The organism is Rhizobium lusitanum (genome assembly GCF_014189535.1).
In the GTDB taxonomy this organism is placed as follows: Bacteria; Pseudomonadota; Alphaproteobacteria; order Rhizobiales; family Rhizobiaceae; genus Rhizobium; species Rhizobium lusitanum_C.
Genome location: NZ_CP050307.1, coordinates 2,349,889 through 2,364,718 on the forward strand (window position 1 = coordinate 2,349,889; position 14,830 = coordinate 2,364,718).

4 protein-coding genes are annotated in these 14,830 nt (G+C 57.0%); all 4 read left to right on the forward strand.

All coding sequences use genetic code 11. The features are described 5' to 3' along the window. Positions 1–13 precede the first annotated feature (13 nt). From HB780_RS13535 to HB780_RS13550, 4 genes are read left to right on the forward strand one after another with little or no spacing between them, the layout of a single operon-like run. Positions 14–9,814, forward strand: coding sequence for an SDR family NAD(P)-dependent oxidoreductase (locus HB780_RS13535; RefSeq protein ID WP_183688493.1), 9,801 nt, complete (start codon positions 14–16; stop codon positions 9,812–9,814). Further along, a complete protein-coding gene (locus HB780_RS13540) occupies positions 9,802–13,290 on the forward strand; it encodes an alpha/beta fold hydrolase (protein WP_183688495.1) in 3,489 nt (1,162 codons plus the stop codon). Before HB780_RS13535 ends, HB780_RS13540 begins: the two co-directional genes overlap by 13 nt. After that, positions 13,283–14,011, forward strand: coding sequence for a 4'-phosphopantetheinyl transferase family protein (locus HB780_RS13545; RefSeq protein ID WP_183688497.1), 729 nt, complete (start codon positions 13,283–13,285; stop codon positions 14,009–14,011). The genes HB780_RS13540 and HB780_RS13545 overlap by 8 nt, the downstream gene beginning before the upstream one ends. Positions 14,012–14,060: 49 nt before the next feature. After that, positions 14,061–14,825, forward strand: a complete 765-nt coding sequence (locus tag HB780_RS13550) for a metallophosphoesterase (protein ID WP_183688499.1) — start codon at positions 14,061–14,063, stop codon at positions 14,823–14,825. The last annotated feature ends 5 nt before the right edge of the window (positions 14,826–14,830 follow it).

Consider the following 14,830-nt stretch of genomic DNA (forward strand, 5'->3'; position numbering starts at 1 on the left):
GGAAGGGGTGGGGATGGTCGTCCTCAAACGCCTTCAGGACGCCATTGCCGACAGGGATCACGTCTACGGCGTGATCAAAGGCTCCGGCATCAATCAGGATGGCGCAAGCAACGGGATCACGGCTCCGAACGGCGCTGCGCAGGAAGAGCTCATCACCCGTGTTTATCAACGCTATCAGATCGACCCGGCGGACATCAGTTATGTCGAGCTGCATGGCACGGGGACGAGGCTCGGGGACCCGATCGAGGCGAATGCCCTGGTGCGCGCGTTCAAGAAATTCACCGCCGCGCAAGACTATTGCGGATTGGGCAGCGCCAAATCCCACATCGGGCATACGTCGGCGGCAGCAGGTGTCATCGGCCTGATCAAGGTGCTGTTGTCCATGAAGCACGGTCAACTGCCAGGGCTGCTGCACTTCAAGCAACTCAACCCGTTGATCGAGCTGCAAGAAACGGCCTTTCACGTTGTCAGCCAGACGAGGCCCTGGGTCGCCCAACATGGCAAGCGCCGGTTGGCCGCACTCAATTCCTTCGGTCACAGTGGCACCAATGTGCATCTCGTGATCGAGGACTACCCGCAGGCTGACATTCCCGAGGCATATGACGACCGCAATCAGGTTCTGATACCGCTTTCGGCGGCCAATGCAGAGCGGCTGAAAGCATATGCACAGAAACTGCTGGCATTCGTCGGCAAGGGCGACGTCCAGCCGGCCGATTTGCAGCGGATCGCCTACACGCTCCAGACCGGGCGCGAGGTCATGAGACACAGGGTCGTCTTCGTCGTCAGCACCGTGGCGGAGCTGATCGAGAACCTCACTCGTTTTGTCAGCGATGAGCAGGCCGCAAGTGACCATCTTTACGCGGATATCAAGAACCCGCCCGATCATCTGAAGCTCTTTCTAGCGGACGAAGATGCCCGGGACATGATCCAGAAATGGATATCCAAACGAGAACTGAAAAAACTGGCGCAGATGTGGGTCGCGGGTGGAACGGTCGACTGGCCGTTGCTCCATGGCGACCGCCCGCCATACCGAATGGCACTGCCGACCTACCCGTTTTCCAAGGAGAGATACTGGCGAGCTGCCGAAGACGCGCCGCAGCCGGTGGTCTCTGCCCCTAAGGCGGTTGCGCTTCATCCGCTGCTGCACACCGACATCTCGGATATCGGCCGTCAAAGCTATAGCTCGACATTCAGCGGGCGGGAGTTCTTCCTGGCCGATCATCAAATACAGGGCAGAGTCATTCTGCCCGGCGTCGCGCATCTGGAGCTTGTCAGGGCTGCCGTTGAACATGCAGGCGGAAAGCGGAGCGAAGGCAATTTCGTTCAGCTCAAGAACGTCGTCTGGATACAGCCTATCGTCGTCGAAACACCCAAACAGATCACCGTTGTCCTGTCCCCTGCGCAGCATGGACAGATCGATTTCGAGATTTATAGCCAGGAAGCGGAGCGCAAAACGGTTCATTGCCGGGGGAGGGCTTTGATTGTCGCCGGAGTGGAGCCGGAAGCACTGAAGCCGCCGGAGCAGCTCGCCCAGCTGCGACCGAGCGGCATCGACATGGAGGATTTCTATGCTGCATTCAGGCGCGTTGAAATTTTCCATGGACCATCTTACCGGGGTGTCACCGGATTATACCGGAGCGATACCCATGTTCTCGCCAAACTGGTGTTGCCGGCGGTCGTGGCGGACAGCCAAAGCGCCTATGTCCTGCATCCCAGCTTGATGGAAAGTGCTTTGCAGGCCGCCTGCCTGCTCATTGCCGACAGCAAGCAGCACTCGGGCGGACCTTCGCTGCCGTTCGCACTTGAATCCATCAATATCTACGGTCCGTGCAACAGCGATATGTATGCTTGGGTGCGTTACGCGCCGGACTACCAGCAGGACGGAAACGTCATCAAACTGGACGTCGACCTGACCGATATGCAAGGCCGCGTCCATGCTCGTCTGCAGGGCTTTTCTTTCCGGCGTCTCAACGACGAAGCCGCGACGTCGGCACAGCCGTCGGAAAAAGCTGCTAGTCTCATGCTCGTGCCGACGTGGCGTGCAACGTCAGTGGCAACAGGGCAGGAAACCCGTTCCTATGCCCGGCGTCATCTCGTCCTTTGCGACATGGCGGAGACGGCTGGAGCGCAATTGCAGGCATTGTTGCCGGACGCGCATTGCCTGATCCTGTCGTCGCCAAAACACAATCTGGCTGAGCGGTTTACCCGATATGCTCTGTCGTGCTTCGAACTGATCCGATCAATCGTCGCTGAAAAGCCTGAAGGAAAGGTGCTGCTCCAGGTCGTGGCTCCCGACGATCAGGAAAGTCGGGTGTTTGCAGGATTGTCAGGCCTGTTGAAAACCGCAGCGTTGGAGCATCCGTTCATTTGCGGGCAGATCGTGCTGACGCCGCCCGGCGTCAAGGCGCAGGATCTGGTGGGGCAGTTGCAAGCCGGTTCGAATGCGCCTCAGGACGTTGTGATCAAGCACCAGCAGGGGCAGCGCCTGGTGCTGGATTGGGAAGACGTGCAGCCGCAGCATACCCTGCCCGAGATTCCGCTCAAGGATCAGGGCGTCTATCTGATCACCGGCGGATTTGGCGGCATCGGGTTGATTTTCGCCAGAGACATCCTTCAGCAAACGGCCAATGCCAGAGTGATTTTGACCGGGCGTAGCGGATTGAGTCCTGAAAAACAGGCGCAGCTGGCCGCGTTGCAGAGGCAGTCCAATCATATCGATTATCTGCAATCGGATGTCTCCGACGTCGAACAGGTGCGCGTACTGATCGACCGTATCGGAAAGCAATACGGGCAGCTCAACGGCATCATTCACAGCGCCGGCATCATTTCTGACGATCTGATCGGCAAGAAAACCTCGGCCGGATTCGAGACGGTTCTCGCGGCGAAGGTGACCGGTACGTTCAATCTCGATCTAGCCACGCGGGACCTTGGTCTGGATTTTCTGGTGCTGTTCTCGTCGATCAGTGCTGCCTTCGGCAATCCCGGACAGGCTGATTATGCCACCGGCAACGCGTTCATGGATGCGTTTGCAGCCCATCGGAATGAGTTGGCGCGGGAGGGGAAACGGTCGGGCCGAACCCTTTCATTGAATTGGCCGCTTTGGGAAGAGGGCGGCATGGCTCTGAGCGATACCCATAAGGCTCTGATGCGCCAGACAATGGGAGCGTCGCCCTTGCCAACCGTTGACGGATTGGCGGCATTCTACCAGGGGCTCAGTTCGAGCCACGGGCAGTTGCTGGTCCTTCACGGTGTTGCCGATAAACTGAGAAAGTTTGTTTCACGCGCCGAGGTGTCTCAGGCGACCCCTCTCGCCATCTCCGCAGGTGCGGCGAAAGAGAACGGCGCCGTCAAAACCAGCAGCTTGCGCAAGATCCAGACGTTGCTTGTCGAGGAAGTCGCCGCGACGATCCAGCTTGCCGCCGATAAACTGGAGCTGGATGTCGAATTCAGCCAATACGGGTTCGACTCCATCGTGCTGATGGATTTCGTCCGGGATCTGAACCAGAAATACGGGCTGGAGCTGATGCCCACCGTGTTTTTCGAATATTCGACGATCAATGCGTTCGCCGCCTATCTTGATCGGGAACATCGGGATGTGATTGCCGGATATCTGTCGACTGCGGTCGAGGCCGAGCAACCGGTTGTGTCTCAACCCGTTCAGCCGCCCCATTCGTCAGCACCCGTGGAAAACGGATTCGATCCGCGCCCGCGTCATGTTCCGTCCGAGCACCCCGGGTGTTTCCAGGATATCGCCATTGTCGGAATGGACGGCCGTTTCCCGGAGGCTGCGAACGTCGATGCATTCTGGGAGGCTATCAGAACCCGCAAGGACATGATGAAGGAGATCCCTCGGGATCACTGGGACTACAGGCCGTGGTTTGAAGAAGACAGGGAGGTTACGAACAAAACCTACTGCAAGTGGGGTAGCTTCCTCGACGGCGTGGATCGGTTCGATGCCGAATTCTTCAACATTTCGCCCAAGGAAGCGGAATGGATGGACCCCCAAATGCGACTGCTCTTGCAAAGCGTTTACCGCTGCGGCGAGGACGCAGGCCTCATCAATGAAATCCGCGGCAGCAAGACCGGCGTTTTCGTCGGAGTATGCTCGCATGATTATATGGACCGCATCGCCGAGTTGAACGGACCGATCAACCCGCATCAGGGTGTGGGCACCGCGCCGACCGTGATCGCCAACCGCGTATCGTTCCTGTTGAACCTGACCGGCCCCAGCCTGTCCTTCAACACCGCCTGCTCCGCGTCGCTGGTCGCCTTGCATGAGGCTTGCCATTCGCTGCAGCGCCAGGAATGCCAAATGGCCTTCGTCGGGGGCGTGAATTTATTATTGTCCTCCCATCACTACCGCTACTTCTCGAGTATCGGCGCACTGTCTCCCACCGGCCGGAGCCATAGCTTCGATGCCAGGGCAGATGGCTATGTGCCTGGTGAAACGATCGCCAGTATCTTGCTGAAGCCGCTTGCGCAGGCCGTTCAGGATGGCGACCGGATCTATGCGGTCGTTAAAGGCTCGGCTGCATTGCATGGCGGATTCACGCCTTCGATCACCGCCCCCAGCGTATCGGGAGAGAAAAATGTCATTGTTTCCGCCTGGAAAAATGCCGGGATAGATCCGTCTACCCTGGGCTATATCGAGGCGCACGGCACCGGCACCAAGCTGGGCGACCCCATTGAAGTATCGGCGCTTACACAGGCATTTCAGGAGTTCACGCCGCAAACCGGCTTTTGTGCGCTGGGGTCTGCGAAGGCGCATCTCGGACATACCGAAGGTTCGGCCGGGATTGTGGGCGTCATCAAGGCGGTCGCGCAGATGCGTCACAGAGAAATTCCCGCGATGCCGTTTTACGAGCAGCTCAACCCATATATCCAGCTCAACAATTCGGCACTCTACATCAACCGGGAGAATATTCCCTGGGAAACGCCGCTCAATCATCCGAGACGGGCGGGCGTGAGTTCCTTCGGTTTTTCCGGCGTCTACGCCCATGTCGTGCTTGAGGAATATGTTGACGAACAGCCAGTGCATCATTTCGCACGGCATGAGGAACCCGGTCCGCATCTGATCGTGTTGTCCGCAAAGACGAAAGACCGCCTCAACGCCAGAGCCGGCGATCTTCTCGATTTCATCGCGCGGGACAGCTCAGCGTCGCTGACGGAGATCGCCTACACCCTGCAGGTGGGGCGCGAAGCCATGAAGGAGCGCCTGGGCTTCGTGGTTCACTCGAAAGAGGAGTTGAAGCGGAGGCTTCAGGCCTGCCTCGATGAGCAGGCACAGCCTGACGGCGTTTACAGAGGCGTGGCGAAGGGAAACCTCCGTGGTTTGTCCGACGGGATCGATGTGCAGGAACTGGACCGGCTAATCGGGCAATGGACGAGCCCGGTGGCCTCGGCGGAATTGCTGAGATCGTGGGTGAATGGTCAGCCCATCGAATGGGGGAAATTATATGGCGAGCCGAAACCAAGCCGTATCCGCCTGCCGGTTTATCCGTTCGCCGGTGAGCGGTACTGGCTCGAACCGGCGGCATCCGATCATCGCCCGGCGACGGCAATTTCTGCCTCGCAAGCGCCCGTTGCCTTACCGGTGCACAAGTCGGACACCGTGTCGGTTCACGGCAGACCCGACTTGAAGCAGCATACGCTGGCGGTCTTGACGAAGATGATTTCCGAAGAGACCAAAACTCCCGCGCATAAAATCGATGCCGACGCGGATTTTGAAGAGCTGGGATTGGATTCGATCCTCGTTGCTGCGTTAAACAAGCAACTGGAAAAATGGACAGGGAATACGGATGCCACCCTGTTTTTCAAATACAAGACGCTCTCTTCGCTGGCCGACCATCTGAGCATCAGGCATGCCGCGCATATCGAAGATGCGATCCCCGAGGGATCGCATCTGGCTCCGCCCGTTGCCGCTGTCGCCGATCAGGCGCTTGATCCTTCCTCCTCCAAGCCGAACGCTCCAGCTTCGCGGCAGCCCCGCTATCAGCCGTCGGCGGATGAAGATATTGCGATCATCGGGATGAGCGGCCGATATCCGGGCGCGAAGGATATCAAAACCTTCTGGCAGAACTTAAGTGAGGGAAAAGATAGCATCAGCGAGATTCCGGAGGAACGATTTGATTACCATCCGTTGTTCCATCCGGAAAAAGGTAAGCCGGGCAAGCTCTATTGCAAATGGGGTGGGTTTATCGATGACGTCGACCAGTTCGATGCCGGCTTTTTCAAGCTTTCTCCCCAGGACGTCCGTTTCATGGACCCACAGGAGCGGATTTTCCTTGAAACGGCCTGGGAGTGCTTGGAAACAGCCGGATTAATCGGAGCGCAATGGCAGCGGGAAGCACGAAATATCGGCGTCTTCGCCGGGGTTACCTTCAACAATTATCAGTTGATCATGGCCGAAGCTGCGGAAACCCCGACCTATCTGGCGAATTCGCAAACCTTCTCCATCGCCAACCGGGTCTCGTATTTCTTCAATTTTACCGGCCCGAGCTTTACCGTCGATACCGCCTGCTCCTCTTCGCTGCTGGCCATTCACCAGGCGTGCGAGAGCCTGAAGCGGTCGGAATGTGAAATGGCGCTGGCGGGTGGCGTCAATCTGTCGCTTCACCCCAGCAAGTACATCACTCTTTGCGCCACCAACTTCGCCTCCAGCGATGGCCGTTGCCATGCATTCGCCGCCAATGGTGACGGATATGTGCCGAGCGAAGGAGTCGGCGCTATATTGCTGAAACCCTATCGGCAGGCACTGGCTGATGGTGATCCCATCCTGGCGATCATAAAGGGAACCGGCGTGAGCCATGACGGCAAAACCCAGGGCTATACGGTGCCCAATCCGGTCGCTCAGTCCAAGGCCATCGAAGCAGCGCTCAGGCAAGCCGACATCAGTCCCGAACATATCAGCTATGTCGAGGCCCACGGCACCGGCACCACCCTGGGCGATCCGATCGAAATCCAGGGGCTGATGGATGTCTATTCCCAATACACCGACCGCACGCAATATTGCGCCATCGGCTCGGTGAAATCGAATATCGGACATGGCGAAGCCGCCGCCGGTATCGCGCAGCTCACGAAAACGGTCCTGCAGCTACAGCATAAGACGCTGGTGCCCTCGTTGCTGCATGACCGGTTGAACCCGAATATAGATTTCGAACGTACCGCGTTTTACGTGCAGCAGGAAAAATCGGCCTGGCCCCAGCCGGTATGCGAGGGGCGGGCCTATCCCCGATATGCCGGCATCAGCTCGTTCGGTGCCGGTGGGGTGAATGTGCATGTCATTCTTGAGGAGGCGCCCGAGCAGAACCGTCCGTCCGGTGCGCCTTATTCCGGCATGCCTCTTGTCATCCCGCTTTCGGCCCATCTGCCGGAACAGTTGTCGCATCTGGCAGCCAATCTGTATCGCTGGCTGCTGGACGAGGCAGAGCAGGAATGGCGGCTCGAAGAGATCGCCTATACGCTGCAAACCCGCCGCGCCCGGTTCTCCCATCGCCTGGCCTTCGTTGCGGCCGGGAAAGCCGAATTGCTGGCAACCCTGAAAGCCTATATCGAACGGGACAGCGGCGAGCCGGCCGGGCAGGGCTGGTATGAAACCTCCGTCGGGCAAGGCATCGGCTTTGATCTCGATCTGGGCGCCGAGGAAGACCGGGATTATCTGCGCACATTACTGAATAGAGGACGGGCCGAGAAGCTGGCCCTACTCTGGGTCAATGGCACCAATATTCCATGGGAACACCTGTATGCGGAGGACGCGGCCCCGCGATGCGTGCCGCTGCCGGCCTATGCCTTCGCCAAAAAGCGCTACTGGGTCGGTCAGGGCGCTCCGAAAAAAAACGGCATCAACCGCGAGCTGGTCCGGCAGGATGTGGCGGCCGAGACGGTGCTAAGGGACGCCATGTTCGACGTCCGCTGGTGTGAAATGGCGCGGGATGACAGTCCCGCTCAACCGCAGATTCCAATCGACACCCTGTTGGTGATTTCCGAAGATCCCGCGGTGTTCGAAACACGCCGGTGGGGAGAGGCGAAGGTCCGTGCCTGCCTGATCACGGATGACGCCCCGCCGGAGGGGCGTTATGATGTCATTCTTGGCAAAGACGGGCTCGACTATCAGGTCCTGCGTGAGCAGATCCGTTCGGGCGATATCGGCTGTGTCGTCTATGTGCCGTCCAGGATCGATATCGAAACCTGCAGCATCGAGCATCTGGAACAACATCTCCGCTGGGAAAGCCACAAGCTCCATGGCTGGATGGCATTTCTGATCAACAACCTGATCGAAGCGCCGCCGAAAGTGGTTTTCCTGTCTCTGACGCAACATCCTGGGCAAGATCCCGTCCAGGCGCTTCTGTCCAAGTATTTCAGCTTCCTGCGCTATGAATATCCAGAGTTTCAGGCGTCGATCATCCGGGTGGATAGCCTGGGCCCGGCGGCGATGGATCAGGTCCATGCCGAAATAAGAAGCCGAAGCAAAGAAACCGAAGTGGCGTTTCATGGGCTGGAGCGCCAAGTGCAGCGATTGACCCCGCTGGCGCTCGAGAACCATGAAAACGGTTTTGATGCCTCCGGCTGCATGGTGATTTCGGGAGGCTTCGGCGGAATCGGTTTCAAGGTCCTGCAATGGCTTGTCGACAAGGGAACCACCGAGCTGATCGTCATCGGCAGAAAGCCGCTCACGGCAACTCTGCAACATCCCGATCTTGATGGTCCGGTCGCCATCCAGACCCTGATCGACAGGTTCGGACAGCAAGGGGTGGTCTTGCATTATATGCAGGTGGACATCCATCAGCCCGATCAGCTTGCGGCCGCCTTCGAGATTGTCCGGAAGACGCTCTTGCAGCCGATAACCGGTGTTTTCCATCTCGCGGGGGTTACGACGGATGCCATCCCGCTCTCCGACATGAGTGAAGAGACGCTTATTGAGGTTGTTCGCCCGAAATTCTTCGGCGCCTATGCGCTGGATAAGATCACGGCCGGAGATCCCTTGCGATATTTCTGCCTATTTTCGTCCACCTCTTCCATCGAGGGGATGCAGGTCAATGGCCTTGGCGCCTATGCCGCCGCCAATGCATCCTTGGATGCCTTGGCGGCGTTGCGCCGGCGGCAGAACAAGCCTGTCCAGTTGATCCACTGGACGGACTGGGATGAAGTCGGCATGGCTGTCGCCCATGGCCATAAGGCGTTCATGGACGCCGTCGGCATCCACATGTTGTCTCCTGCCTCCGCCATCGGCGTTCTGGAGGCCATGCTGACACGATCGATCCCCTCGAGCACGGTGTTCCATGTAGACTGGGAAAAGTTTTCGCGGATCAACGGGACCATCCGCAAGCTGCCCTTCTTCGCGGATTATGTCCGGACGATGGACCGGCTACATGCGCCAAAGGCAGGGAAAACCGCGCTTGCCGAAAAGGCGGAGGCTGACAAGCCAATAGACATCGCGCCGCTTCATCGTGAGGTGCCGGCAGGCCGCCAGGGTCACGCCAACCGCGCGGCGCTGGTCGCTCTTCTCAGTGGAAAACTTGCTGCCATGATGGAGGTCGAGGCGGTCTCGCCGGAGGAAAACCTATCCAGCCTTGGCTTGGATTCGATCAATTCGATCCAGTATTTCAAGGAGTTGTCCGCGGAGCTGTCGATGGATGTTTCTCCTTCGGTTACCTTCCGTTATCCGACGATTTCCAAGCTTGCCGAGTATTTGTTGTCTCAGATTCCGGCACGTCATCTAAACGACGTTCCAGCGGCAGAGCCTGGTTTTTCAGTCGTGCGCGAGCTGCAGGCAGCCCTGCGGCGTTCCGAAGAATTGCTGACTTGCACCGAATAAAGGCCGATATCATGGATCAAGATAGGTTACTGCAAGACGCTCTGGTCACGATCAATCATCTGAATGCCCGGCTGGAGGTATTGGCGTCGGGTGCGCGGGCGAACAATCGCGACATCGCCATCATCGGCATGGCCTGCCAGTTTCCCGGTGCGGCCAATCTGCCGCAGTTCTGGAGCCGGTTGCTGGATCGCTTCGATGGCGTCAGTCATTATCCCCGTTCAAGGCTCGCCTTGCTCGGTTTGGACGAACGCGATCTTGGTTTGGATATCGAAAAAGTCCATGGCGGATACCTTGAGGATATCGATTTATTCGACCCCGCCTTGTTCAATATTTCCCCCAGGGAAGCGAAATGCATGGATCCGCAGCAACGGTTGCTGCTGATGAACGCGCATCAGGCGCTGATCGATGCCGGCATTCTGAAACATGCGAATTTCAAGAACACCGGCGTTTTCATCTCCCACTATCCAAGCCAGTACCTGGCCATGGACCGCCAGCATAACCCGGAAAACAGCCTGTTCATGGCAACGGGGAACGCTGGCTCCATCTCGGCGAACAGAATCTCCTACCATTATGATCTGGAGGGACCGAGCCTTGTCGTTGACACGGCCTGCTCATCGTCCCTCGCCAGCCTGGATATTGCCTGCCGTTATCTGAACGAGGGGCGGATCGATTTCGCGCTGGTGGGTGCCGTGAGCCTCAATCTCAATATGGAGGCTACCAAGCTGCTGCTGCATGCGAACATGCTCTCGCCGGATGGAAGGTGCAAGACCTTCGATGAGCGGGCGAATGGGTATGTGCCGGGCGAGGGCGTCGGCGTCATCGTGCTTCAGCGTGTGGCCGACGACAGATATCCCGACAGAAAGATCTACTCGGTCATCAAGAACAGCAAGGTCAATCATGACGGGAGAAGCAACGGACTGACCGCGCCGAACGGTCTGGCACAGGAAGCGGTGATCGAGAAAGCCTGCTCCGAAGTCAACATTCGCCCAGAGGCGCTGGGTTATGTCGAAACCCATGGGACGGGAACTTTCCTGGGAGACCCTGTCGAGATCGAGGCACTCGGCAATGTCGTCGGCAGGCGAAGAGATCCGCAAACGCCCTGTGTCCTTGGCTGCCTGAAAACGAATATCGGACATCTGGAGCCTGCGGCAGGCATTGCCAGCATCATCAAGGCGTCGCTCTGCATTCATCATGGCAAGATTCCGGGAAACAACCATCTGAACAGAGTGAACCCGCTGTTGAGGATGGATGATTATGCATTCCTGCTGCCGGAACAGTCGGTCGAATGGGCTGAAGACACGCGGGTCGCCGGTGTCAGCTCCTTCGGCTTCGGCGGGCTGAACGGGTTCACCTTGCTGGCGAGCGCTCCGGCGGATATCGCGGGTAGGCGAGCAAATAGCCTTGAAGATTATCCGCTTTGCGATTTCAATCTCGATTCCTATTGGATGGATCGCTCCGCCGCTCCACAACCATCGTCGAGCAGACATCCTCAGAGCGATAAGCAAAGTTTTCTGGATTACCAGCGTATCGACTCGCCAACCGATCTGTTCCGGGCCTCTTTCACGATCGACAGATGGCAACTGACCGGTATCGAGGATACGGGAAACTTCCATATCGGCTTCTATATCGAAGCCCTCTACAAGGTTTTTGCGGATTACTTCGATAGCCAGGCTATCCGCATCGATCACCTCGCCTTCCTGCAGCCGTTGCAGATCTCGCAGCAGGTCAGCACCGATATCCAGATCGTCGTCAGATCATCGGACAGCCGCCTATATCAGGCGGATATCTACTTTAAGTATGCGACGGGAAGCGCTGGATGGGGGTTGGCCGCACAGGCCACCGTCGATCCAAAAATCGATGCGGTCCCGCCGTCTTTCGTGGATGCGAATGAAGGCAAGCCGGTGCAGAAGAGACTGGCGGAGGATGAATTTTACCGGCGCTACGAAGCCATGGGAATGCCGGGCAGGGGATTTGTGCGGGCGATCGAAAGCAGCCGTCTCCATGTTTCGGACGCCTGCTCGGCCTTGTCGCTCAGCTTCGACGCCGCAACTTACCGGCTGGGCGCCCATCCCGGATTTCTCGACGCTGTCATCCAGCCTGCCTTCATGATGCTCGACGCGTCCGCCGACGCACCTTACATGACGACGGCCTTGAAGGGCGTCACCATCTACCGGCCGTTAAGCCGGGACGAGACATACAGCCTGCATAACCAATTGCTGTCGGTAGGCGATGCGCAGGCCAGTCATTTCTCTACATCCTGGACCGTTTACGACTCGAACAATCATGTCTGTATCGATTGCCAAACCGCGAGGTTGCAGAAAATAGCGCACAAGGCTGAAGAGCTTGCACCGTCGGACAGCCTGCTGCAGGAAGCCGGATCGGAGGCACTCCTTCAATTCATCGCCGACAGGCTGGATACAAGCCCCGAAAAAGTCAGGACGAACGTTCCCTTGCCGGAATTGGGGGTGGATTCGCTGATGATGATGCGCATCCGGGCGATGATGGACAAGGTCAACAAGCCGGTCCATGATTTGTTTAACCTGACTGTCGGCGACCTGTTGGACATGATCGGCGATGAACATGATCGTGAAAAAGGCCAGACCGAGGATTTTCAGCGATATGTGCATCAGGTACGGCGGACACTGAAGCCCTATTCCCGCGAGAAACAAAAATGGTTCCGCGGGAGGACTGACAGTTCGTCCCGATTGCGTCTCTACTGCTTTCCCTACGGGCATCTTTCTTCACCCGTCGTATTCAAAAACTGGGTTGGGCAATTTCCCGATCATATTGAGGTCGTACCGGTTGAAATGCCGGGTCACGGCGACCGGATTGATGAACGTCCCATTGAATCGGCTGCTGAAATCGCTGAGACATTAACCTCGATCTTGGGGGAGGAACTACATCATCCCTTCGCCCTGTTTGGGCACAGCTCGGGTGCACTGATTGCTTACGTGTGGGCGCTGCATCTGCAAAAATCGAAGCAGCCCTTGCCCGAAAAACTGATCGTCAGCGCGTTCACGGCGCCGACGATCACGCCCAATCCGGTGATCAGGATGGCTGCGCAGGACTATGAAAAGGGTGGGATTCACCACATCCCGACCTTGAGCGAGATACTCGACCCGGCCAACGATACCCTGGTCGGAAAAATCATCGCGCTGCATCACCAGAGAACAAGGGAGATGGGGCTGATTGATCTGCCGCCGGATTTCATCGCGGCACAATTGCATGCCATCGTCGCGATCATGCGAACGGTGAGCACGTTCGACCCCGCTGCCATCGTTCCCTTATCGATCCCCGTCGTGGCGTGTCACGGCGAAAATGACCTGCAAGTTTCATACGGCGATACGCAAGCCTGGCAAACGCTCACCACCGGTTCGTTCTCGATGCCGGTTTTCCCAGGCGATCATCTGTTCATCCATCCGGATCAAAGCGAAGCACTTGTCATGTCTGCTATTCGGGAAATGCTGCATGGATAAATTCTTTTCCAACGCCAATCCGGTATCGTGGTTTGCCAATCCGGCGCTCTCCGTCTTCCAAGCGGATTTCCACGCCGATCACTATTCGGATGCGTTAATCCCCCGCCTGAACGCCGGCTATGAGACATTCATCCAAAATGCCGTCGTGAAGCGGAAGTCCGAGTTCATTGCCGGGCGCTATTGCGCCCATCAGTCACTGGCGCCATGGGAGGTGCCGGATGGCATCATCGGTATTGGCGAGGGACGTAGCCCGGTCTGGCCGGCGGGCATCGTCGGATCGATCAGCCATTGTCACGCCTACGCCCTGGCGGTAACGGCAAGATCCGACGATCTGTTTGCTATCGGGCTCGACGTTGAAGACGTTGTCAGTGAGGAGACAAGGAACAACATCCAGAAAGCCGTGGTCAATCAGAACGAGATGTTTCTGCTCACGGGATCTCCGCGGCCGGATATCGTCTTCACGCTGATCTTTTCGATGAAGGAAAGCTTCTTCAAAGCGGCCTATCCCCACGTCAAATTCTATTTCGATTTTCCGGCCATTTCTCTGACGCACATCGATTGGGGACAGGGGACAGTTCTATTCGAAGTCAACCAGCAGCTCGGTACGCATTTCGGAGCAGGGTCGGTTTTTTCCGGGCAGTTCAAGGTTCTTGAAAACAAAAAAGTCGTGACGCTCTTTCAAATCGAAAATCGAGAAACATATTCAAAGGCTACAATGTGAGAAATCCTTTTATTTTCAATAGCCTGATAGAATGTGAGCGATAGACGCGATGCGAGTTTTTGCGGTGTCCGATGTCCATCTGGACTATGAAGAGAACAGGCTTTGGCTCTCAAGCTTATCCGATCTCGACTATCGGTCTGATGTCTTGATCCTGGCCGGCGACATATCAGACGAAATAAAGCTGATCGAATGGTGCTTTATCTCATTGCAGAGCAAGTTCCTGAAAGTGTTCTTTGTTCCCGGCAATCACGACCTATGGGTAAACCGCAACCAGGGCATGACATCTTTCGATAAGTTTCATTTTCTGATGCGGCTTGCAAAGGAACATCAAATTTGCACCGAGGCCTATCACCATGGACCTTTGTCGATCGTTCCGTTGCTGGGCTGGTATGATTTTTCCTTCGGGTTGCCGAGTGAACAGTTATTGCAGACGTGGGTCGACTTCCGTGCTTGCCAATGGCCCGACACGATGACCGCGGCAGATATCACCGCTCATTTCCTGAACCTCAATCAATCCTTGCTGTCGGTGCAGAACGATGTGGTTATTTCATTTTCGCATTTTGTACCGCGGATTGATTTGATGCCCGACTACATCCCCGCACGTTACCGCTATGTCTACCCGGTTCTGGGGAGCGCTGGCCTGGATAAGCAGGCCCGCCAGCTACATGCCCGCAGGCATCTACATGTCTATGGCCACAGCCACGTCAATCGGGGCGTTACAGTGGAAAATATCGAATACATCAACAATGCATTTGGCTACCCCTCAGAGCAGAATATTTCAAGAAAGCAGCTGCTCTGCATCTACGAACAATGAATGAA